Origin of the sequence: Pedobacter westerhofensis (assembly GCF_900182595.1) — a bacterium.
In the GTDB taxonomy this organism is placed as follows: Bacteria; Bacteroidota; Bacteroidia; order Sphingobacteriales; family Sphingobacteriaceae; genus Pedobacter; species Pedobacter westerhofensis.
In genome coordinates this window covers 132,420-155,780 of record NZ_FXTN01000006.1, presented here as the reverse complement: position 1 = coordinate 155,780, position 23,361 = coordinate 132,420, and the positions used below count along the sequence as shown (strand labels likewise).

At 41.4% G+C, this 23,361-nt stretch carries 22 protein-coding genes; all 22 read left to right on the top strand.

Annotation, left to right across the window (positions count from 1 at the left end; translation table 11 throughout):
* Positions 1-4 precede the first annotated feature (4 nt).
* The 22 genes from FN831_RS13160 to FN831_RS13055 all read left to right on the top strand — a co-directional run bounded on the left by FN831_RS13160 (position 5) and on the right by FN831_RS13055 (position 23,297).
* Entirely contained in the window at positions 5-1,432 is a 1,428-nt protein-coding gene (locus FN831_RS13160) for an efflux transporter outer membrane subunit (protein ID WP_185960472.1), read from the top strand.
* A 30-nt stretch (positions 1,433-1,462) separates the two neighbouring features.
* Positions 1,463-2,254, top strand: coding sequence for an SDR family oxidoreductase (locus FN831_RS13155; protein ID WP_142528640.1), 792 nt, complete (start codon positions 1,463-1,465; stop codon positions 2,252-2,254).
* 227 nt (positions 2,255-2,481) lie between these two features.
* Positions 2,482-3,126, top strand: coding sequence for a DUF2652 domain-containing protein (locus tag FN831_RS13150; RefSeq protein ID WP_142528639.1), 645 nt, complete (start codon positions 2,482-2,484; stop codon positions 3,124-3,126).
* 126 nt (positions 3,127-3,252) lie between these two features.
* Complete coding sequence (locus FN831_RS13145) at positions 3,253-4,065, top strand: SDR family oxidoreductase (protein WP_142528638.1); 813 nt, start codon at positions 3,253-3,255, stop codon at positions 4,063-4,065.
* A complete protein-coding gene (locus FN831_RS13140) occupies positions 4,065-4,868 on the top strand; it encodes an SDR family oxidoreductase (RefSeq protein ID WP_142528637.1) in 804 nt (267 codons plus the stop codon). The genes FN831_RS13145 and FN831_RS13140 overlap by 1 nt, the downstream gene beginning before the upstream one ends.
* Before the next feature lie 75 nt (positions 4,869-4,943).
* The gene (locus FN831_RS13135) at positions 4,944-5,855 is read left to right on the top strand and encodes a helix-turn-helix domain-containing protein (RefSeq protein WP_142528636.1); all 912 of its coding nucleotides are present in this window, start codon (positions 4,944-4,946) and stop codon (positions 5,853-5,855) included.
* Between the two features lie 189 nt (positions 5,856-6,044).
* Positions 6,045-6,902, top strand: a complete 858-nt coding sequence (locus FN831_RS13130; protein ID WP_142528635.1) for an alpha/beta fold hydrolase — start codon at positions 6,045-6,047, stop codon at positions 6,900-6,902.
* Positions 6,903-6,906: 4 nt separating this feature from the next.
* Positions 6,907-7,368: a peroxiredoxin gene (locus tag FN831_RS13125; RefSeq protein ID WP_142528837.1), complete on the top strand. Its 462-nt coding sequence runs from the start codon at positions 6,907-6,909 to the stop codon at positions 7,366-7,368.
* Positions 7,369-7,370: 2 nt separating this feature from the next.
* Positions 7,371-7,973 carry a Crp/Fnr family transcriptional regulator gene (locus FN831_RS13120; protein WP_142528634.1) on the top strand — a complete coding sequence of 201 codons (603 nt, stop codon included), beginning with the start codon at positions 7,371-7,373 and terminating at the stop codon, positions 7,971-7,973.
* Positions 7,974-8,119: 146 nt separating this feature from the next.
* Positions 8,120-8,737, top strand: coding sequence for a hypothetical protein (locus FN831_RS13115; protein WP_185960471.1), 618 nt, complete (start codon positions 8,120-8,122; stop codon positions 8,735-8,737).
* A gap of 56 nt (positions 8,738-8,793) precedes the next feature.
* A complete protein-coding gene (locus FN831_RS13110) occupies positions 8,794-9,579 on the top strand; it encodes an SDR family oxidoreductase (protein WP_142528632.1) in 786 nt (261 codons plus the stop codon).
* A 197-nt stretch (positions 9,580-9,776) separates the two neighbouring features.
* Positions 9,777-10,646: a DNA-3-methyladenine glycosylase I gene (locus FN831_RS28135; protein ID WP_246101509.1), complete on the top strand. Its 870-nt coding sequence runs from the start codon at positions 9,777-9,779 to the stop codon at positions 10,644-10,646.
* A gap of 156 nt (positions 10,647-10,802) precedes the next feature.
* Complete coding sequence (gndA, locus tag FN831_RS13100) at positions 10,803-12,212, top strand: NADP-dependent phosphogluconate dehydrogenase (RefSeq protein WP_142528630.1); 1,410 nt, start codon at positions 10,803-10,805, stop codon at positions 12,210-12,212.
* Between the two features lie 29 nt (positions 12,213-12,241).
* Entirely contained in the window at positions 12,242-13,750 is a 1,509-nt protein-coding gene (zwf, locus tag FN831_RS13095) for a glucose-6-phosphate dehydrogenase (protein ID WP_142528629.1), read from the top strand.
* A 293-nt stretch (positions 13,751-14,043) separates the two neighbouring features.
* On the top strand, positions 14,044-15,420 hold the full coding sequence (locus tag FN831_RS13090; protein ID WP_142528628.1) for an MFS transporter: 1,377 nt from the start codon (positions 14,044-14,046) through the stop codon (positions 15,418-15,420).
* A gap of 54 nt (positions 15,421-15,474) precedes the next feature.
* A complete protein-coding gene (locus tag FN831_RS13085; protein WP_142528627.1) occupies positions 15,475-16,269 on the top strand; it encodes an SDR family oxidoreductase in 795 nt (264 codons plus the stop codon).
* Positions 16,270-16,322: 53 nt separating this feature from the next.
* Positions 16,323-16,805, top strand: a complete 483-nt coding sequence (locus tag FN831_RS13080; RefSeq protein ID WP_142528626.1) for a nuclear transport factor 2 family protein — start codon at positions 16,323-16,325, stop codon at positions 16,803-16,805.
* On the top strand, positions 16,762-16,989 hold the full coding sequence (locus FN831_RS13075) for a hypothetical protein (RefSeq protein WP_142528625.1): 228 nt from the start codon (positions 16,762-16,764) through the stop codon (positions 16,987-16,989). The genes FN831_RS13080 and FN831_RS13075 overlap by 44 nt, the downstream gene beginning before the upstream one ends.
* A 133-nt stretch (positions 16,990-17,122) precedes the next feature.
* Positions 17,123-17,503 (top strand): hypothetical protein, encoded by a 381-nt coding sequence (locus FN831_RS13070; protein ID WP_142528624.1) that lies wholly within the window; start codon positions 17,123-17,125, stop codon positions 17,501-17,503.
* Between the two features lie 80 nt (positions 17,504-17,583).
* Positions 17,584-18,972: a TolC family protein gene (locus FN831_RS13065; RefSeq protein ID WP_142528623.1), complete on the top strand. Its 1,389-nt coding sequence runs from the start codon at positions 17,584-17,586 to the stop codon at positions 18,970-18,972.
* A 4-nt stretch (positions 18,973-18,976) separates the two neighbouring features.
* Positions 18,977-22,204 carry an efflux RND transporter permease subunit gene (locus FN831_RS13060; RefSeq protein WP_142528622.1) on the top strand — a complete coding sequence of 1,076 codons (3,228 nt, stop codon included), beginning with the start codon at positions 18,977-18,979 and terminating at the stop codon, positions 22,202-22,204.
* Complete coding sequence (locus FN831_RS13055) at positions 22,188-23,297, top strand: efflux RND transporter periplasmic adaptor subunit (RefSeq protein ID WP_142528621.1); 1,110 nt, start codon at positions 22,188-22,190, stop codon at positions 23,295-23,297. The genes FN831_RS13060 and FN831_RS13055 overlap by 17 nt, the downstream gene beginning before the upstream one ends.
* Positions 23,298-23,361: the final 64 nt, after the last annotated feature.

Below are 23,361 nucleotides of genomic sequence, written 5' to 3'. Positions count from 1 at the left end.
TAAAATGAAAACAAACGCATTTATAAAACAGCCAACTACCTATTTATTGACCGGCATTCTGATTGCGGTGAGTTCCTGTAAGGTCTCCCGGGATATTCCCAAGCCATCGGATATACTTCCTGCAAGTTATCGCGGTTCCCAATCAAGCGATACGACTTCAGTTGCATCGTTACCCTTAGGAGAATTTTTGCAGGAAAGTTATCTTAAAGTGCTGATTGATACCGCGCTAATAAGAAATAATGATCTCCAGATTGCGATCCGAAACATCGATGCCGCTCAAAAGTTATTGAAGCAGGCAAGGGTCGGCCAGTTGCCCACCATTAACCTGGCAGTAACGGGCACAACCAGCCGCCCTTCAGACAATAGTCTAAATGGCCTGACGCTAAGTCAGTTTTTAGATAATAAGCATATAGAAGATTATACAGCTGCTGCTACCCTCTCCTGGGAAGCTGATATCTGGGGTAAAGTCCGGAATCAAAAATCGGATGCGCTGGCGGTTTTTCTCCAAACAACCGAAGCAAGAAAAGCCATCCAGACACAGCTTGTTTCGGATATATCGCGGGGTTATTATAATTTGCTGATGCTAGATGCTCAGGTTAGAATTGCCAGGGAAAACGTTGCCCTTAATGACAGTACGCTACGGATTATACAGTTACAGTATGATGCCGGACAGGTAACCTCTTTAGCTGTCCAGCAAGCACAGGCGCAGCAATTAGCTGCTGCGCAGTTATTACCCCGCTTTGAACAGGATATCATCGTACAGGAAAATGCCGTCAGTCTCCTAGTGGGTAAAGTACCAGGACCGGTTCAGCGTGCGGCTTCACTGGATCAGTTTTTCCCCTTGAAACACATCAGTGCAGGAATTCCTGCTGCACTGTTGAATATGCGTCCTGATGTTAAAAGTGCGGAGCTGGAAATTGACAGAGCGAATGCACAGGTTGGTTTAAATAAGGCCAATATGTACCCTGCACTGACTATTACTGCCCAGGGAGGCGTTAATTCCTTCCGTGCAAGCAACTGGTTCACGCTCCCTGCATCACTGTTCGGAAATTCCATAGGTAATCTTACTCAGCCATTGTTTCAAAAACGGCGATTAAGAACTCAATATGAACTCGCTGTAATCGAGCGGAAAAAATCGGTGATCTTGTTCCGTCAGCAGGTTCTGACCGCCGTTGGAGAAGTGTCAGATGCATTGGTTAGGATTGATAAATTAGCACAACAGCGGTCTGTCGCTGATCAGCGAACAGAGACGCTAAAACAAGCCACAACAAACGCAGGGCTCCTTTTCAGGAATGGAATGGCCAATTACCTTGAAGTGATTACCGCACAATCGAATGTATTGCAAAGTCAGCTGCAATCAGCAGAACTAAAACGCGCGCAGCTGGACGCGTCAGTTGAATTGTACAGATCAGTTGGTGGCGGCTGGAAATAATTATAAGAAGATTAACTAACAAAAATTACCATGAGTACACTTAAAGAAAAAACAATTGTGATCACAGGGGCAGCAATGGGACTTGGACTAGCGGCTGCGAAGGAAGCTGCATCACAAGGAGCTCACCTTGCACTAGTAGACCTTAACGAAGCTGCCTTGCAGGAAGCAAAAGCTGCGATTGTTGAATCGTTTCCTGAGATAGAACTGATCACTATTATTGCTGATGTTTCAGATGAAGCAGCGGTAAAAAACTATGTCGGGGAAACAATTAACGCTTTCGGCCGGATCGATGGATTTTACAACAATGCAGGGATTGAAGGTGGGCAGACAAAATTAATTGATTACGATACTGAGCTGTTTAAAAAGGTAATTGACATCAATTTGCTGGGAATACATTACGGATTACGTTATGTGATTCCGGTTATGCAGAAGCAGGGTTATGGCAGGATTGTAAACGTATCTTCTGTAGCCGGATTACTAGGTGCAGTTGACAGAACCGCTTATGTGGCCACTAAACATGCAGTGGCAGGATTAACAAAAGTTGCTGCAATTGAATATGCCAAAGATGGGGTTGTTACCAATGCCATTGCGCCCGGGTTTATTTACACACCAATGGTAGAGGAGGCTTTTCTCATCATGAACCCCGATAATCCCAAAGCCGCGGAAATAGAAGCCTCACAAAAGAACCCCGCTAAACGACTGGGCCAGCCTGAAGAGGTTGCGAAAGTGGTTGCGTTTCTTTTAAGCGAAGACTGTTCATACGTAAACGGGCAGATTATCGCAATTGACGGTGGGCAGGCAAGCGCATACGGACCCGTATAAAAACATTTAAGCTAAAGAGTAAAAATAAATTTACCACCCTCATTCACCAGGAAATATGGCCAAATCGAGGGTGGTATTATGGCATACATCTTCCTAATTTATATCACTGATGCTCCATTTCGGCTACAGGGAACAGCATTTCGGCAACATGCGGCAGGCCGCTTCATTACACCTTTGTATTAATCCTATAAAGGAAATAAAAAGTAATACTACTTAATACGCACCTCATGAAATATCAGCAATACAACAACTTCCCAGGCATTGGAAGTGAAACTTCTAATTTTGCCAGTTTAAACCAAGGCAGTCTGCTCATTCCGGATATCAGTGGATTTACAAAATTTGTACACGACACTGATATCGGCACCGGCAAATATGTAATCTCCAGATTGCTAACGGTATTACTGGACTGCAACATTCTGGGGCTGAAAGTTTCAGAGATCGAAGGCGACGCTATTCTTTTCTACAAGCTGGGCAAAAGGTTATCTTCTGAAGAAGTTCTGGCACAATTTAGCACCATGCAGCATCGATTTAGCATTGAATTATCCAAATTGTCGCGTGAGACAGGCATTGAACTTAAGCTCAGCCTGAAAATGATCGCTCATTATGGGCCCCTTGCTGAGTACCACGTAGGCAGGTTCACAAAATTATACGGGACATCGGTTATTGAAGCCCATCGGCTATTGAAGAATTCTATTGACGGCGATGAATATTTAATCATAACAGATAATCTGCTGGATAGTGAGATGTTACCGGATGATCGTATAGGTTTTGCAAACAGGGTATGCGAGACTTACAACCATTTAGAACGTATTTGTTTTACCTGGCTCCGCTTCATTCCTGAGCTTCATTCGAAATCCTTGGTTGCTGTGTAAGATGTATTTATAAACTGCTGTTATAATACCATTATGGCTACAACATACGTCATTTCGGCTAATCAGTCAGGAAAATTGAACCAGACATTTGTATAAGCGAAAACAGAAGAATTAAAACTTAACAAAATGGAAAAGAAAACAATTTTTATTACCGGAGCTTCATCTGGGTTAGGCAAAGTAGCAGCTAAACTATTTCAAACAAATGGATGGAATGTGATTGCCACCATGCGTAACCCGGCCACCGAGAAAGAATTAAGTCAGCTTGATAATGTATTTCTATATGCTTTAGACGTTACCGACGCAACTCAGGTAAGATCTACAATTGATGAAGTATTAAATCAATTTGATGTGGATGTAGTGTTCAACAACGCAGGATATGGTATGGTTGGTGGCTTTGAAGCGTATTCGGATGAGGATATCCGCCGGCAAATTGAAACCAACTTTATCGGTGTTCTCAGAGTAGCACAGCCTTTTATTACCTATTTCAGAAAGCATCAAAAGAAAGGAATCCTGCTGACTACGACATCTGCAGCGGGGATAGCGGCCAATCCATTGGCTTCTGTTTATAGTGCTACCAAATTTGCGTTGGAAGGTTGGAGCGAAGCTGTTAATTATGAAGTAAATCAATTCGGTATTCGTTTAAAAACCATTGCTCCCGGAGGAATGGCTACTGATTATGCAGGGCGATCGTTAGCATACGTTGAAAGTGAACCCTATTCACCATTATGGAACAAGATGATTGCCGGATTTGAAGATGGTAGTACTGAAGTTCACTTTTCATCACCCGAAGATGTGGCTAAAGTGGTTTTTGAAGCTGCAACTGATAACAAATCTCAATTACGCTATATAGCAGGACCGGATGCTCAGAAAATAGCAAGTGACCGCGAAAAACTCGGACAACAGGAACAATTTCAACAAATTAGCAGACTATATTTCTAATGAAAACTATTTTTATTACCGGAGCCTCATCCGGACTGGGAAAAGCAACCGCTAAATTATTTCAGGCCTCTGGCTGGCATGTAATTGCCACCATGCGCAAACCCGAAAACGAAAAAGAATTAACGGAACTTCCAAATGTAACGGTGCTGCCACTGGATGTAACAGACGCAGCACAGATCAGAAGAACGGTGGCGGAAATCCTAAGCATGCATTCAATAGATGTAGTGGTGAACAATGCAGGCTATGGTTTAATCGGACCACTCGAAGCTTTCAGCGATGAACAGATCCAAATGCAAATAGATACCAATCTATTAGGTGTAATCAATGTTACCAGAGCATTCATCCCATATTTTAGAAAAAAGAAAAACGGAGTGTTCATCAATATTACTTCTACATTTGGGCTAATAGGATACCCAACATGTTCAATTTACAATGCAACCAAGTTTGCCGTGGATGGTCTTTCTGAAGGCCTTGCTTATGAGCTTGCCCAATTTGGAGTCAAAGTAAAAGTAGTAGCGCCCGGTGGTATGCAGACTGATTTTGCTGGAAGATCCATGGAAGGAGCAATACATGAAGCCTATCAAAACCTTGTAGCCAAAGTTAGTGAAGGTTACAGTGCCGAACAGATTGCTAATTACACCAAAGCAGAAGACGTAGCTCAAATAATTTATAATGCGGCGACGGACAAAAAAGATCAGCTAAGATATGTTGCCGGTAATAATGCTATTGCTTTATACGCCGATCATCTTGAATTAACACCGGAAGGACAATTCGAAAAAATACGTACCCAGTTTCTATTTTAGGTTAACTATCCCTGCCATAATCTGATTTAAATTCTGGCAGGGTTGCTTTTGATAGATTAATTAAATTCGCATACAATGAAAAAACAGCCAGTTATATTCAATTCCTTATCCCAGTTGCATAAAGCTATGGGGCAGCCAGCTCCATCACATCCGCTGATCAGTATAATGAATTACGGAGAAGCGCATTTTGATCCCAAAGATTTTGAACAGGGAATAATCCTAAACTTTTATAAAATCTCGTTCAAAACAAGTTTTTCCGGCAAGCTCAAATATGGTCAGGGATTCTACGATTTTGAAGAAGGCGGCATGTCTTTCATAGCTCCCGGGCAGCTGTTGAAAATGCAGGATGAGGAAGCTGATTATAGCGGTATGACACTTCATATTCATCCGGATTTTCTTCGGTCCTATTCACTAAATTCGATTATCAAACAATATGGCTATTTCAGTTATTCTGCTGCCGAGGCGTTATATCTGTCAGAGAAAGAAAAAACAACAATTCTAAGCATCTATAGGTTCATCCAGGATGAACTGAACGAGCGTATTGATAAATTCAGTCAGGATGTAATCATTTCACAAATTGAGTTGCTGCTCAATTATGCCAATCGATTTTATGACCGTCAGTTCCTAACTCGAAAGGCAGTGAACAATGATCTTCTTGCAAAACTGGAACAGCATCTGGAGGTTTATTTTAATGAAGAAAAGTCGTTAATAAAAGGATTGCCTTCTGTTAATGCGGTTGCAGAAAACCTGAATATCACACCCCGTTACCTAAGCGATCTGTTGAGAAATCTAATTGGTTTGAATACACAACAGTTCATCCATGAAAAAGTGATCGAAAAAGCTAAAGAATATCTTGCAAAAGATGAATTAACTACTGCCGAAATTGCCTATCAGTTAGGTTTTGAACATCCTCAGTCATTCAATAAGCTGTTTAAAAGTAAAACGTCATTGTCTCCTTCTGACTATAAAAAAAGCTTTCTGAACTAATGAGAATGACTTATCCGACCCCATTATGTATAGAATAGCAAGTAGGCAAAGGCTCTTGCTTCTATCAACTTTTACAACAATATGGAGGATTGATGCAAATCAATCATAAAATTTTTATAAAGTTAACTTAAGTGAAAAACTGTCTGCTGACTTATCCTGAATTTTGATCTTTATTAAAAAACATAAATAATGAATACAGTTAAAAACAAGACAAGAAATGTAATCGGGCTATTCTCAATGATAGGCCTAATCTTAATGAGTGTAATCATTTTTCCATCCTGCTCCAAAGATGATGATGCAAATATGGAAGATGGAAAGGCACCGGTTGTATTGGTACACGGAGCCTGGCAGGCATCTTACGCATGGGAAGAAGTAAAAACCAATTTAACCGCTCAAGGCTATCAGGTTATAGCAGTCAATCTGAAAGGACACGGGAATGATAATACTCCTGTTAGTGAACTAAGTTTTTCTGGATACGTAGATCAGGTAAAAGCTGCCATTGATTCATTTAATGAACCAGTGATCTTAATAGGACATAGTTTAGGAGGTGCTGTTATTACACAAGCGGCTACTCAAGTGCCTGCTAAAATTGCTAAGCTGGTTTATGTGGCTGGATTTATCCCTCAAACAGGAAAAAGCGTTTTGGACTACGCAGGTCTGGATAGAGCTTCGCTTTTAGGACCGGTATTGGAGTTTAATGCAGATCAAACATTAGCCGGGGTTGCTAATCCAGACATCAACTTCCTAAAAGTGTTTATTCAGGACGGCACTGACAAACAAAAGCAATTTGTTCTGGACCGTTACAGAGCCGAACCTGTTATTCCGCTTGCTACACCGCTAAACTACACGACCGAAAACTACACTGCTGCTGGAAAAAAATACTATGTGTTTACCACAGAAGACAATGCCATCAGCTATCCTTTTCAAAAGCAAATGGCAGCAGATGCAGGTATCACAAAGACATTCACTATTAATACGGGCCACAGTCCGTTCATTTCAAAACCAACCGAACTGACATCCCTCCTTGAAATCATTGCGAAAGATTAAAATGATGAGCACAAAAAGAAAAACAACAATAGACGTTGGCGATACAATTCCAGCGTTTGTACTAGAAAATCAAGACGGTAAGCAGATTAATATTCAAGATTACCGAGGTAAGAAGTTAGTTATCTATTTTTACCCGAAAGATGAAAGCGGGGTTTGTACCAAAGAGGCCTGTGCTTTCCGGGACAGTTACAAATATTTTGAAGATAAAGGTGCGATGGTCATCGGTATTAATTCTGGTAGCGTAAATAGCCATAAGCAATTCGCCGAGCACCATAGCCTGAATTTTACGTTGTTAAGTGATCCCGATAATAAAGTATTGAAGTCCTTCGGGATCAAAAATGTATTGTTCCTTACAGGTCGGGAAACTTTCGTAGTGGACGAACAGGGAAAAGTGGCTTTCAAATACCGGGGTTTTCTAAACGGCGATGCCCACGTCGATAAAACGTTAGAGTATTTAAACCGTTGAATATGAAAATAGATATAGCAAGCTACTTGCAAGATGTTGTAACGCCATTTGCAGGACTAACGGAAGCTGATGTTTCTGTTAGTCTCCCCCTTTGGCGGAAACGGGAAATTCCCAAAGGAAATTTTTACAACAAACAAAACGTTGTATGTAAAGACCTCGGAATTGTGGTCAAAGGTATTTTCCGTGTTTATTACTATGATCCGGAAAAAGACGAAGAAAAAAACATATTCTTTTTTTCTGAAGGTCAGTTTATTGTTTCCTTTCGGAGTTTCATTTATCAATATCCCTGTAACTATTATATCGAAGCCTTGGAGGATGCAGAGATTCTATATGTTCCCTACGTCGATTTACAAAATCTCTACCGGGACCATAAAGCCTGGGAACGATTTGGGAGAATTCTTGCCGAACATTTTTTTAATCACGCTCAGGGACGAGCGGAGGATCTGTTGTTTCTCTCCCACGAACAGCGTTACCTCAATCTGCTAAAAGATCACCCGAATATTGTGCAACGGGTAGCGTCCTTTCATATCGCTTCCTTTCTGGGAATCAAGAATCCCTCGTTGAGCAGAATGAAAAAGCGGATTTTCGAAAATGACTTAAAATAAATAATTCTGAAATGTATGTTTCAGATCTTTTTGTATCTTTACAATACATTCATTCATCTGGAAAAGATAAGAATTAAGAAAACAGTAGCGGTACTAATGGGGCAATAAAAATAATTTTTTACTAAAAAAACTTTCTTATTATGCATATGATAGACATTCCAAACGAATTAAGCGGTTATTACTCCGCCAAAACACAGCCAGAAATAGTAGAAATCGGAGAACACACCTATTTATCCATTCTTGGAAGCGGAAGTCCAGGAACAAACATTTTTTACCAAAAGAAAAAAGCAATACTTGAATTCATCATTCAACTTCAAGATCAGTTTAAAGGAACGCAGAAATCATTTAAAAATGATATTGTCGAGATTTTTTATTGGTTTGACGACAAAGAAGGATTCGTAGATATTGGAAATTTTTATACTACAGTAGATTTAGACTTGCTCCATTATAGGATCGTAGTACTTATTCCGGATTTTGTTACAGAAGACGACATTAAAACAACTGCTGCAAAAAGTAATGATATTTCTTTTGCCACTGAATTTAAGCGATTCACTTATACTGCGGGAAAATCTGTTCAGCTAATGCACTTAGGGCCTCTTGCAGGGGAATTGGAGACATTGCCTATTCTGCAAGACTTCGCAACTGAAAATAGTCTGGTCAAATCAGGAATGCACCATGAAATTCACTTGATCCATTTTGAAAGAGGACAAAGTCAACAACATTTAAAAACCATTCTAAGAGACCCCGTGAAATCAATTCAATAATAAATATTTTTTTTAAACAAATTTGAAACGTACGTTTCAGTTAAAACAATGTAAAAATGAACAGTACAGAAAAAGAATTAACAGGAAAAGTAGCATTGGTTACTGGAGGAACGAAAGGAATTGGAAAAGCAATTGCAGACCAATTAGCGGTATTAGGAGCTACCGTTATTGTATCAGCAAGAAGCAAACCGACAGAAGATATAAATCATGATTTTATAGCAGCAGATGTGACAAAAAGTTCAGATAACGAAAATCTAGCCTTAAAAATCACGGAACAATATGGCGGTTTGGATATTTTGGTCAACAATGTTGGAGGAACTTCTTCTCCAGCAGGCGGTTTCGGCGTCTTGTCTGATGAGGATTGGGAGAAAGATCTGCAATTAAATTTACTAGCAGCCATCAAGCTGGACAAAGCACTTGTTCCCTCGATGATCGAGCGTAATACAGGCGTGGTTATTCATATTTCCTCTCTTAATGGCAAGTTACCGCTTTATGCTTCTAATTTCTCCTATGGAGTAACCAAGGCAGCCCTTAATAATTATAGCAAGGCACTGGCTAATGAAGTTGCATCAAAAGGTGTCCGGGTCATAACCGTTTCACCTGGAATGGTAAAAACTACAGCCATGGAAGCCTTTCTTTCCAGCTACGGCAATTCTATAGGGAAAACCCTGGACGAAGCAGCTCAATTAGTCATGGACAGCCTGGGAGGTGTGCCTATGAACAGACTTGCTCAGCCCGAAGAAATAGCACATTTGGTAGGTTTTCTTGCTTCACCCAAAGCCTCCTATATTACAGGAGCCAATTATGTCATAGATGGGGGAACTATCCCGACTACTTTTTAGGCTCTTATTTTAAAACAAATGTTACGTAAAATTAAACTTCAGGAAAACTAGTTCTGTGGCGCAATTCAAACAGATAATGTTATTTCGTCAAAACGGCAACAATATGCTCCGTTTTGACGAATGCTGCCTTAATTATTCAGATCATCTTTGTGATATAAAGAAATAAAAATAAAATGAGCTATTGTAACTATATACCCATGATGAAAGAGCCTGGTCGTAGTTTGCACCAGAACTATCATGACCAGCATTACGGTTTTCCTATTCACGATGATAATGAATTGTTTGGACGGTTGCTCATGGAAATCAATCAGGCAGGTTTGAGTTGGGAAATCATCTTAAAAAAAGAAAAAAACATCAGGCAAGCTTATGATAATTTCAATATAGAAAAAGTAGCAAGTTACACCGATAAAGACCGTGAACGTCTTTTAAGCGATCCTGGAATAATCCGTAATAAGTTGAAAGTAAATGCAGCGATAGAAAATGCAAAATTCATTTTAGCTATTCAAAAAGAATACGGGAGCTTCGAAAAATGGATGGAACACCATCATCCAAAAAGCAAAGAGGAATGGGTAAAGCTTTTCAAGAAAACGTTTCGTTTTACCGGAGGTGAAATAGTGAACGAGTTTCTGATGAGTATTGGTTACTTGCCGGGAGCACATTCACAAACGTGTCCCATATATCAAGAAGTTTTAAAAGCAAAACCTATATTTTTGAAAAAATTAGAGCATATAAACATTCAAAAATTCATCAGTGACTGGATTGTTGCCAGCAACGCTTTCGATACGGAAAAATATCTGGACTTCTATTTACCCGATGCTGTATTGGATGATCCTTCAGTGGGAAGAAAATTTAGTGGACATAAAGGCGTCAAAGAATATTTTGAAAGCTACTTTATTGGCTATAATACGCACACGATCCAAGTGAATCTAGCGATCGCCGATGAAGAAAATGCGCATTTAGAAGTAGAATTTACCGGTGATTTTCCAGAAGGAAAAATCGGTGGAACTTTTGATTTCAAAATCAGGAATGGAAAAATAGCCTTCGTTAAAGCAGATCTCATTCACTGACTATAAGAAAATAGATAATACAAAATCAGGTCTTAGGAAGAAATGCGCTGGCTTAACTGACTGACGCTGGTTTAGTATATGAACAAATTTTACCAGAAGCTTCAAAAATAAATTATTAAGTAGTCGAATAAATATTAAAATCTAAAATTTAATATAATGAACAACCACGATTTTGGCATTGTAGGCCTGGGAGTAATGGGCAGAAATCTGCTCTTAAATATAGCAGATCACGGTTTTTCCGTGGTAGGCATGGCAAGAGATCCAAAAAAGGCATCCACATTGTTAAGTGAATCAGAAGATCATATGCAGGTAAGTGCGACAACGGATCCTGCATCTTTTGTGCGACAACTAAAAAGTCCAAGGGCAATAATGCTGCTTGTGCCTGCAGGAAAACCAGTAGATGAGACCATCGAAAGCCTTCTGCCCCATTTAGAAAAGGGTGACATAATAGTTGATGGCGGCAATTCATACTTCACCGATACCGACCGGAGATTTATCGAGCTTCAAGCAAAAGGAATACATTTTTTCGGAATGGGAGTTTCTGGTGGGGAAAATGGCGCCAGATTTGGGCCCAGCATGATGCCAGGCGGTGATAAAAAGGCTTATGAGCGGTTGCGGCCGATATTTGAAGCCATTGCCGCTAAAGTAAACGGAGAGCCTTGCGTTACGTATTTAGGGAACGGGTCTGCCGGTAACTACGTGAAAATGATACATAACGGGATTGAATACGGCATCATGCAGCTGATCGCTGAAACATATGACCTGATGAGAAAGGTACTGGGGATAAAGGATTCATTAATCCAGGAGACCTTCAGTAGCTGGAATAATACAAATCTCAAGTCCTTTTTGATCGAGATCACCGGAAAGGTGCTCAACAAATTTGATGGAGATACTGATGTAAGACTGATCAATGTGATTTCAGATGTTGCACGTGCAAAAGGTACTGGTAAATGGACATCACAGAACGCAATGGATCTTCAGGTTCCCGTTCCTACAATAGATGCCGCAGTTAACATCCGTGATCTTTCAAAATACAAGGACCAGAGGCGTCAGGCTTCATCAAAACTTATCTGGGAAAGCACTGCTCATTTCACTGATGATCAAACTGAGATCCTGAATACTTTGCATGATGCGCTGTACTTTTCTATCATAAATACGTATGCCCAGGGGATGGCCCAGTTACAGGTAGCCTCTGAGCACTATGACTATGGTCTAAACCTGGAAGATATCTCCAGGATATGGCGTGGCGGCTGCATCATCCGTTCTGTTAGCCTGGAAGACTTCAGACAGGCTTACATCAGAGATCCTCGACTGCCAAATCTATTGCTTGATGACAAGATTGGGTCTGACCTGTCCGACAAACAGAAGTCGGCAAGATCCACAATTAAGCTAGCCGTCGACGCTGGTGTGGCGGTTCCGGCCTTTATGTCTGCTCTTTCTTATTTTGATGCCTATAGGAGTGCAGAGCTCCCAACCAACCTAATACAGGCACAACGAGATTACTTTGGTGCCCATCTTTATGAAAGAACCGACAGCACGGGTACCTATCATAGTATCTGGGACTGATCCCGGTTCAATCATAAGTATTTTAAAAAATGGAAAAAAGAAAAAGAACCGTACCCGCCGTCATTGTCATCTTTGGCGGAACGGGTGATCTTGCTAAAAGGAAACTGATTCCGGCGCTATACAACCTTTATCTGGATGGACGCATGCCGCAGAATTTTCAGATCATTGGACTAGGAAGGACTGATCTTGAGAATTCGGCCTATAGGGAAAAATTATTTAATGACCTTTCTGTCTTCTCCAGGAGCGGAGTTCCTTCACTGGAAGAGTGGGAAGGTTTCGCCTGCCGCTTATATTATTTCAGGTCCTCGATCGAGAGCTTTGATTCCTATAGTGGACTAGAAGAGAAGATTGAGGCGGCCGAAATAGGCTTCGGGGAAAGGTCGGACCGCATATTTTACCTTTCGGTCGCCCCACGATTTATCGCCAAGGTTACAGAAAACATCAAACTGGCGGGTCTTGCAGACGGACTTGATCACGACAGGATTATAATAGAAAAACCCTTCGGGCATACTAAGACATCTGCAGTAGAACTAAATGAGCTTCTGACAAGCTCATTCAGCGAGAAACAAATCTACAGGATTGACCATTATCTGGGGAAGGAAACCGTTCAGAACATATTATCCCTCCGATTTGCCAATGCACTGTTCGAACCTTTATGGAATGCAGAGTACATTGAGTCGGTCGATATCACCGTTGCTGAAAAAATAGGCGTTGAGGGACGGGGAAGCTATTTTGAAGCTGCTGGTGCCTTAAAGGATATGATTCAAAACCATCTGCTGCAGATACTTTCAATGGTAGCCATGGAGTCTCCCGATATTATTGAGGCAGAACATATCAGGGATAGAAAGGTAGAACTCTTAAAGGCAATCAGGCGTATTCCCGTTGAAGAGGTTCGGGAATTTGTAGTTAGAGGCCGATATGGTTCAGGAACCATAGACGGAAAAGATGTTGTGGGATATCTTGAGGAGGATGGCGTACATCAAGACTCTATAACCGAGACCTATGTTGCTCTTAATTTTTTTATCGATAACCCACGCTGGGCAGGTGTCCCCTTCTTTCTGCGTACAGGAAAAAGGCTGCTTGAAAAGTCTTCATCGGTAAAGGTGAACTTTCGCAATCAGGCAGAGGGGCCGTTCAGAGATATCTATGGAGGCGATCAGTTACCCAACAGGCTTCTGATCAATCTGCAACCAGGTACCGATATCCGCCTTCGTTTGAACGCCAAGAAGCCAGGAGTTAACACCGGGCTAAGGACAGCTGAAATGATCTTTGATTTCGGCGCAGATAATCAGTATAGCCCGGAGGCATATGAAACGCTAATATCTGATATGCTTGCCGGCGATCCCTCGCTTTTTATGCGTGCAGACCAAGTGAATGAGGCTTGGGACGTAATCATGCCCGTATTGGATGCCTGGAGCCAAGGATCAGATGATCTTTTGGTCTATACGGCCGGGATTGCCCCGGAGGAACTGATTATTCCCCATACCTACAGAACAGATATAGATGAATTAACATCAAGATGTTTGCAAATAACATAGTTTGAACCTCCAACTGTTACAGAAATCACCGCTATTTTACAATGAAAAATCAGCATTAGTGTTTATCAATGCTTTTACCGGCTCGCATGAATTTCACATACTGCATCAGGGTCCCGTAAAAATCAAAAAGATGGTGCAGCGCGTGACTTCTCAACTATCCAAATAACTTATAATTATAGACTTTTTAATATTAACATAGTGAGGTCAAAACAGCAATAAATCTGGAACAATCAATACAGAATATAAGACCACCAATAAATTTGGAGCAATCAATTCTGAATAACAATAATACTATGCCAGCAACTTTAATTTATCGAAAAACCGCCTTAGCCGTTATACTTACAGTACAACTCATGCTGGCGATGGACTTTTTAATCGTCATTGTTTCTTTGAAGAATATTCAGATTGATCTGGGCTTTACTGCAGCGGATCTTTCCTGGATCCCAAATGCTTTTGCACTTGCTTTTGGAGGCCTGCTACTTTTAGGAGGCCGGTTAGGTGACATGATCGGACAAGTCAAAGCATTTAAGATCGGATTGGCGATCTTCGTTCTTGCTTCTCTAGCAGGAGGAATAGCGCCCTCACCTTCGGTATTGATTATCGCACGTGTTTTTCAAGGGGTTGGTTCTGCTTTAGCAGCCCCTAGTGTACTTGCACTAATTACCATTTTGGCCAGAAATGAAGAAGAAAAAAATCACGGCCTGTCCCTTTTTAATGCTATATCATCCATTGGCGCATCAGTTGGACTGATCTTAGGTGGTGCTTTGACAGCATTCATATCCTGGCGATGGTCATTGCTTATTAACGTTCCTGTTGGTGCAGTTACATTTGCAGCGATAGGCTTTCTAGTACCTGAAACGAGTAAAGTAAAAGGTAAAATAGATTTTAGCGGAGCACTAACTGCTATCTTCGGATCAACGGCGCTTGTGTATGGTTTTATCAGCGCTGCCGAAAATAGCTGGTTATCATTGCTTACAATCGGGAGTTTTATCGCTGCTGTACTCTTGTTTACCTTGTTTTTTTTGATCGAATCAAAAGTGGCAGACCCCTTATTGAGGCTCAGTATCCTTTGTCCTAAACCAAGACAGGGTGGACTGATTGTTATGGCAGCAGTTGTAGGAATGCATTTTGCATCATTATTCCTTATTCTGCAGTATTTTCAACAAGTATTAGGGTTAAATCCGCTTTTGGCAGGATTTGCTTATATGCCACTGACCATCACAGTCTTTTCGGTTACCCAGTTTGTGCCACGCATGGTGATCAGATTTGGTGTTCGCAACCTAATGGTGGTAGGCTGTATTCTTGTAGCAGCAGGTGTAATTGGTTTCTCAAGGCTTAATGCGAACAGCACTTATTGGGGAGATGTTCTTTTCCCAGTGATACTACATAGCGTAGGTGTTGCCTTGGTTTTCACACCAGGTAGTATTATAGTTCTTGAAGGAGTTGAAGATCAAGACGCAGGTATCGCGTCTGGCGTTTTACAAATCAGCCAGCAGATTGGTGGTGCTATTGGCATTGCAGCTATGGTTTCTATTTATACGGCCAATTTAAAACCCCATGACTTTTCTTCCGGGCTAAGTAGTGCATTCCTGGCTGCAGCAGGCATATCAGTATTAGCAGCAATCATTACTATAATTTATGTGCCACACAAGCCTGAAACCAACAAATAATTACATCATTCATAATAGATATATATCCAATTAACAATTTAAAAATAAAAACAAATGTCAAACTCACAAAAAACAAACACAAGATTAGACGGAAAAATAGCATTAGTAACAGGCGGTACTAAAGGCATTGGAAAAGCTATTGCAGACAGACTCGCAGATGCAGGTGCCACTATTATTGTAACGGCCAGAAGTCAGCCAGCTGATGCAAATCAATCCTATCATTTTATTGCGGCAGACCTAGCAAAAGTTGGGGAAAGCGATAAACTAGCTAATGAAATCAACGAAAAATTTGGAAAAGTTGATATTTTAATAAACAACATTGGTGGTACAAGCAGCCCGGCTGGCGGGTTCGGCACATTAACACACGAACACTGGAATAATGATTTACAATTAAATCTGATGGCACCAGTTAATTTGGACAGGGCATTATTACCAAAAATGCTGGAAGCTGGAGAAGGTGTAATTATTCACATTTCTTCTATTAACAGCCAGTTACCACTTTGGGAGGCGAATATGCCATATGGTGCAGCAAAAGCTGCATTGGATAATTATAGTAAAGGCTTATCCAATGAACTTGCCAGCAAAGGCGTACGCGTATTGACCGTTTCTCCAGGACCAGTTAAAACAGGGGCAATGCAAGCCTTTTTAGGTGATTTTGCTAATGCTTTAGGCAAAACAATTGATGAAGCTACACAAGTCATGATGGATAAGATAGGTGGTATCCCAATGGGCAAAATGGCCGCACCGGAAGACATTGCTGAACTTGTTGGCTTCCTGGTTTCACCTGCTGCTGCTTATATCACAGGCGTCAACTACATAGTCGATGGCGGTACGATACCAGTGGTATAAACATATAAAAAAGGAAATAAACATGATCACAACAATAAAAAATTAGTTTTGCTATGGAACAATCAAGCTATAAAATCAGCAGCGAAAGAGAAATTGAAAATCTTATCGCACAGTACACCCACTATTTAGACGCAGCTAACTTCGCCGGGGTAGCCAGATTATTTAAGTATGGAAAAATCATATCTGATGGGTTAGTCGCAGATGGCACAGCGCATATTGAACAACACCTGACTGAAAATTTACAGGTATACCCGAATGGGACACCTCATACGGCACATTTAACTACAAACACAGTTTTGAAAATTGATGCTGATGACCAGAGTGCAACGGCATCTTCCTATATGTCGATATTCCAGCAGGATCTTGAAAGGAAATTTCCACTTCAGCCGATCATTATCGGCCAGTATGAAGACACCTTTGCCCGTGTTGATGGCATATGGTGGTTCAAAGAGCGTAATTTGGTCATGAGCCTTTTAGGCGATTATACTCACCATGCAAGACCAGACGGACAGAGTTCAAAACACCTTCAAAAATGAGCAACGTAAAAACAGCCTTAGTTATGGGGCAAATAAAAGAATCGGTTTTGCCCGCGTCAAAGCGGTGGCAAAACTTGGCTATAAAGTATGGCATGGATCCTGCAACCAAGCAAGGGGTCAAATTGCTATTGTCAGTCCGATCATCAGCTTAACAGCAAAAAGAGAAATCCTCCTTATTTGTTAAAACGCATGGCAGTGCCTCAGTATTCCACCGTTTTTTGAAAAATTTGAGACACTATTTGATATCAATGTAATATTTTTAATACTACTATGCTATTAGGTACCTTATGTCCATCTTTGGAATAGTTAAAAGGATTATGAAAACTCTAAAGCTAATTAAAATACTATTTTTAATTGCAGGTTTAATGCTTAGCATAAAACCTTTAGTAGGTTTTGGCCTTATTCATAACGCTAACACCAATGACGGTGAGGTAAACATATGGCTACTTCAAAAGCTCTTTAGTAAACGGAAACAGGATTACCTTGAAGATGATCTTGCCCAGGTTATTGCAATCCAGCAAAGACTGAGCGATGGAGGTTTTGATCTGATCAGTAAGTTTTGCTACTTACTCATAGAAAGACTTTTTGCTCCAATTAGTTCATTACACCTTTTTAGCAATAGTTTTCTCACACAACTGTCTTTAAGGGTACTTCCAGAAAGAGATATCTACCTCCCCCTCGGAAAGTTAACAATTTAAGAAAAATACATTGAATCTCTAACGTGTGCCAATTTCATTTGGCAGGCGAGGTCTATGTTGTTCTCTTCAATTTTTAACACATGATTATCCTTAAAAAGTTATCAGGTGTCATTGGATTAGTCCTGCTCACACAAGTGTTATCTGCCCAGGTGCAGGATCACACCTTGTCTGTTGCCGATTTGGTTTCCAGTGTCACTTTAAAAGCACCATCATTAATTGCAGACTCTGCCGCAGTCAGTATTCGGCAATCACTTGCAAGAGAAACCAAATATAACTGGTTACCAAGTATTAAAGTCAATTACCAGGCCGACCTTGGTACGAATAATAATGTGCCTGGAGCATATTTTGGTTTCGGAATCGTTCCATCCAATACAGGCGGAGTAAGACCGGCAAATGATCCCTCTAATGCAATCTCAAATCTTGGTGTTGCCACACTAGACTGGGAAATTTACAATTTCGGTCTGTTTAACGCGCAGAATAAGGCGGCCGCGGCTGATGTGAATGTTGAAAAGCAGCAGTTCAAATTAACAAAATATCAATTGCAAACTTCTGCTATTGAAGGGTATTTGCAACTCTTCCAATACCAGAACCTGGTAGTCATCCAACAGGAAAATATTACCAGGAACCAGCAGATCCGTTCATCCATCCAGGCATTGGCTAAAAGTGGAATTATTGCCGGAGTGGATACAAGCATTGCTGAAGCTGAATTATCCAAGTCAAGATTAACCTTACTGGAGCTGAACAATAAATATACGCAACTGCAACTACAATTGGCTGCCATCAGTGGCATTGATGCGGTTAAAATTATAGCAGACAGCACAATTTCAGCACGGTTGATTTCATTGTCACTACAGATGCCTGCACAGGAGAATAACTCCGCCCATCCGCTGATCAGTTATTATCAGTCCCGCTACGAAAACAGCTTGCAGAAAGAAAAAGTGATCCGTAAATCTAATTTACCCAAACTCATGCTTGAAGGTGCTGTGTGGGGTAGGGGATCCTCTATAAATCAGGATAGCGAATTTGGCGCATTAAATAATGGCTGGGGTTTGAGCAGGACAAATTACCTGGTGGGTTTAGGTATCAGTTTTAATATCACAGATATCAAAAGACAGCAGTTGCGGCTCAATACGCAAAGGAGCACGTCCTCCTATGAGCAGAGCCGTTTAACAGAACAGGCAGTTAACCTGGATACACAAATCAAACAGGCAGATGCTGAGCTGCAAACCGCAGTTGCACGATTGAATGAAATCCCACACCAGCTTTCCGCATCGCGGGCTGCTTACCGACAAAAGTTCTCGCTGTATAAAAACGGACTGATCAATATCATTGAGCTCAACATAGCCCTAAATCTGCTGTACCGTGCAGAAGCAGATTTTGCCATTGCTAAATACACATTGTGCCGCGCTGTATTCCAAAAAGCGATTACACGCAATCAGGTAGGTCTGGTTTTAAATTCTTTAAAATAATTTTATGTCACTGGTCACCTCCGCATTAAAAAGGCCGATAACTATAGTAGTTGTCACCTTTAGTTTACTCATATTCTCTGTACTGAGTGTATTAAAAATTCCGATAGATATATTTCCACAATTAAACCAACCCACCATCTACGTCATAGAATCCTATGGGGGGATGTCTCCGAAACAGATGGAAGGGTTTTTCTCTACCCGCTTGCAGGATCAGTTTCTCTATGTAAATGGGGTGAAAAATATTACTACCAAAAACATACAGGGTTTAACGATGCTAAAACTGAGCTTTTACGAAAGTACCAATATGGCCGAAGCCTCTGCCCAGGTGGCATTACAGGTAAACCGAGCCATGAAATTTTTTCCTCCGGGGGCGCTGCCTCCGCAGGTGGTAAGGTTCGATGCTTCTTCGCTGCCCGTAGGCCAGCTGGTCTTATCTGGTAAAAGTCGTAGCCTAAAGGAAATCTATGATATGGCAGCTACCAGGATTCGCCCGATGTTCTCGGCAGTTGCAGGACTTTCCGCGCCGCCACCATTTGGTGCAAATTCACGCACGATCACTATAAGTGTAAACCCTGATAAATTGAGAAGTTATAGCATTACACCTGATGAAGTGGTAGAGGCATTGGCCAAGTACAATGTAATGTCGCCTTCAGGGAACTTACGTCTAGGTGATAATATGTTTGTGACCACCCTTAATTCATTGGTTCAAAAAGTTGAAGAATTTGGCAATATTCCTGTCACGATGAAAGATGGCGTGCCGGTATTGGTAAAGGACGTTGCCCGGGTAGCTGATGCCGCAGATATCACGGTAGATTATGCGCTGATCAATGGAAAAAGATCAGTATATATTCCGGTGGTAAAAACGGCTGATGCTTCGACCTGGGAAGTGGTAAAACAACTGAAAAGCAAAATTCCCGAAATGCAGAGCCTTTTGCCAGATGATGTTAAGATCTCTTATGAATTTGACCAGTCTGTTTTTGTGGTGAATGCTGTAGAGAGCTTAGTTACTGAGGGAACGCTAGGCGCCATTCTTACGGGGCTAATGGTGTTACTATTTTTAAGAGACTGGCGGAGTAGCCTGATCGTTGTCATCACAATTCCAGTATCGATTCTTATTGGGGTATTGCTGCTGGGTATGTTTGGTCAGACGATCAATATTATGACCCTGAGCGGGCTGGCATTAGCTATCGGAATTCTGGTAGACCAGGCCACGGTAACGATAGAGAATGTTCACCAGCATCTGGAAATGGGTAAAAGTAAAAAGGTAGCCATTTATGATGCATGTGAGGAGATCGCTTTTCCCCTGATGCTCATCCTGCTTTGTATCCTTGCGGTGTTTGCACCCTCATTTATGATGAATGGTATTCCTAAAGCGATGTTCCTGCCTTTATCACTGTCTATTGGATTTACCATGATTGTTTCCTTTGTGATTGCCCAAACATTGGTGCCTATACTTTGCAACTGGCTGATCAAAGCAGAACAATACCAGCATTATAACCATGCAGATGTGCATGCACATGCAGGTGAAGCATTAGACCCTGCTGAAATCGACCAGGTAAACAATCACCTGCGGGAGGAAAAGGAACATCCTGAGAAAAACGACCTCTTTGAACGTGTTAAACTTAGCTATATGCGAATCATTGAGAGATTGATGGGTGTCCGAAAGATTATGGTTCCAGTTTACCTCATAGGTGTAATAGCCCTTGCCGGATTTTGTTTTGTGATCATTGGAAAGGATATGATGCCTAAGGTGAACAACGGCCAGTTCCAGCTGAGAATTAAAATGCCCGATGGGACCAGACTGGAACGCACAGAGGATGCGATGAAAAAGGTATTGCAGATCATTGATAAAACGGTAGATCATAAGGTGGCCATCAGTTCTGCCTATGTGGGGATTATTCCAAGCAGCTACGGTACCAGTAACCTCTATATCTTTAACACAGGTACCCATGAAGCAGTAGTACAGGTTAACCTGGATGCAGAATATAAGGTGAATATGGATGAACTTAAAGATGCATTACGTAAGAACATCAAATATGCTATACCCGAGTTGAGGCTTAATTTTGAGCCAATTGACATGACCGAGAAAATCATGAGTCAGGGTGCAGCAACACCAATTGAGGTGCGTGTTGCGGGCAAAGACATGGATCAGATCACAGATTACGCAAAAAAAATAGTGGGGAAACTGAGTAAAATAAGTTACCTGAGAGATGTACAGATTGCGCAGCCACTAAAAATGCCGGTGGTATCAATCAAAATTGACCGTTTTAAGGCAGCTCAGTTTGGCTTAAATTTGGAAGATATTTCCCGATCGGTAACGGCAAGTACTTCCTCAAGCAGGTTTACCCAAAAAAACCAATGGCTGGATGAAAAGTCGGCCTATACCTACCAGGTGCAGGTACAGGTCCCTGAATACGTGATGAATACGATGGATGAGCTGCGTGAGATTCCGTTGGTCAGTGGAAGGACCAGTCCGGTATTGGGTGATATAGCTCAGTTTACTACCACTTATGCGCCCGGGGAGTATGACCGTACCGGGCCTAGAAGATTTTTGACAGTAAGTGCAAATATCAACAAAATGGATTTGGGCACAGCCACCAAAGACGTAACAGACGCGGTAAATAGTCTGGGTACACCAGCAAAAGGATTGCTTGTTGATATCAAAGGTATGTCTACCTTACTAACTGAAACATTAGCAAGTTTACAGAATGGCTTGTTGTATGCTATCCTGGTGATCTTCCTCCTGCTTGCTGCCAACTATCAATCTTTTAAACTTTCTTTAACAGTATTGTCTACCGTTCCGGCAGTTATTTTAGGTTCATTGACTGCCCTGCTGCTCACGGGTGCTACATTAAATTTGCAGTCGTATATGGGAATGATCATGTCAACAGGGGTATCCGTAGCCAATGCAATTCTGATTGTAACCAATGCCGAGAAATTACGGCTGGAATATCATGATGCTAAAAAATCGGCTATTGTCAGTGCTTCTGTACGTTTAAGACCTATTCTGATGACCAGTTTGGCAATGATTGCCGGTATGATCCCCATGGCCTCTGGAATGGGCGAAGCCGGAGAACAAACCGCCCCACTGGGTGTGGCCGTAATCGGTGGATTATTTGCCTCTACTTTAGCCGCTTTATTTATTCTACCACAGGTTTTTGCTGGGATACAGCGTAAAACGACTTATGAATCACCTTCTTTAATGCCTGATCACAATGAAAACACAAAATAAATTCACAAAAAATGGTATCCAAAAATGGGTCCCTTCAATAATTCTTATTGCCTGCATCAGTGCATGTACCAGTAAAGAATCTCCTAAAGATCTCTCTGGTAAGTCTGCTGCTTTAAATAGCGGGTATGATATTGGTACCATAACACAAAAAGGTCTGGCGTCAGAAGTGCGTTTACCAGGGCAGTTAAAACCTTTTGATGAGGTAGCCATTTATCCAAAAGCCAACGGTTTTGTTAAAAAGGTATATGTAGACCGTGGCAGTGAAGTTAAAAAAGGCCAGCTCCTGATAGAACTGGAAGCACCCGAGATTGAGTCGCAATTAAAAGCTGCACAGGCGCAATATTTACAGGCGCAGGAAGTAGCACGCGCCAGTGAAGATAAATACCGGCGTTTGAAAGATGCCGCCAAAGAAGCTGGGGCTGTCTCCTCCCTGGATCTGGATAATGCACTTTCTAAAATGCGTGGCGACCAGGCTGTGGCCGACTCTCAAAAGGCAAATGTAACCTCAGTTCGCAGTATGCAAGGTTATTTAACCATTAGGGCCCCTTTTGATGGTGTAGTTATACAGAGGAATGTGTCTGCGGGAGCATTATCTGGTGCCGCTAAGGCAAGCCAGCCGCTGTTGATCCTTCAGCACTTACAAAAACTTCGTTTGGAGGTTTACATACCCGAGGCGTATGTAGAAAAGGTGAATCTAAAGAAAGCGGTGTATGTCAATTTTACGGCCATTCCAGGGTTAAACCGGAAGGCGATGATCAGCCGTTCAGCTAATTCGCTGGGTGACGGCAGATCCGAAGCTATAGAAATTGATATTAACAATTCTGACTTAGTGCTTAAACCAGGTATGTACGGAGAAGTTAAAATTCCATTGATGACAGCTGCCCAATCACTTTTAGTGCCCAATCATACTATAGTTAGGTCTACAGAAAATCAATATGTGATTAAGGTCGTGAAAAATAAGGCAGTTTTAACACCCATCAAAGAGGGCTTAGTAGGGACAGACTCAACTGAGATTGTTGGGGATATTAAACCCGGAGATCATATCATATTGCATGCTACAGATGAAATTAAAGAAGGTACGGCTATAAAATAGGAGTAACCATCAGCGTTGTAATCCCTCAATCATTATATGTATGATTGAGGGATTTTTATATTGA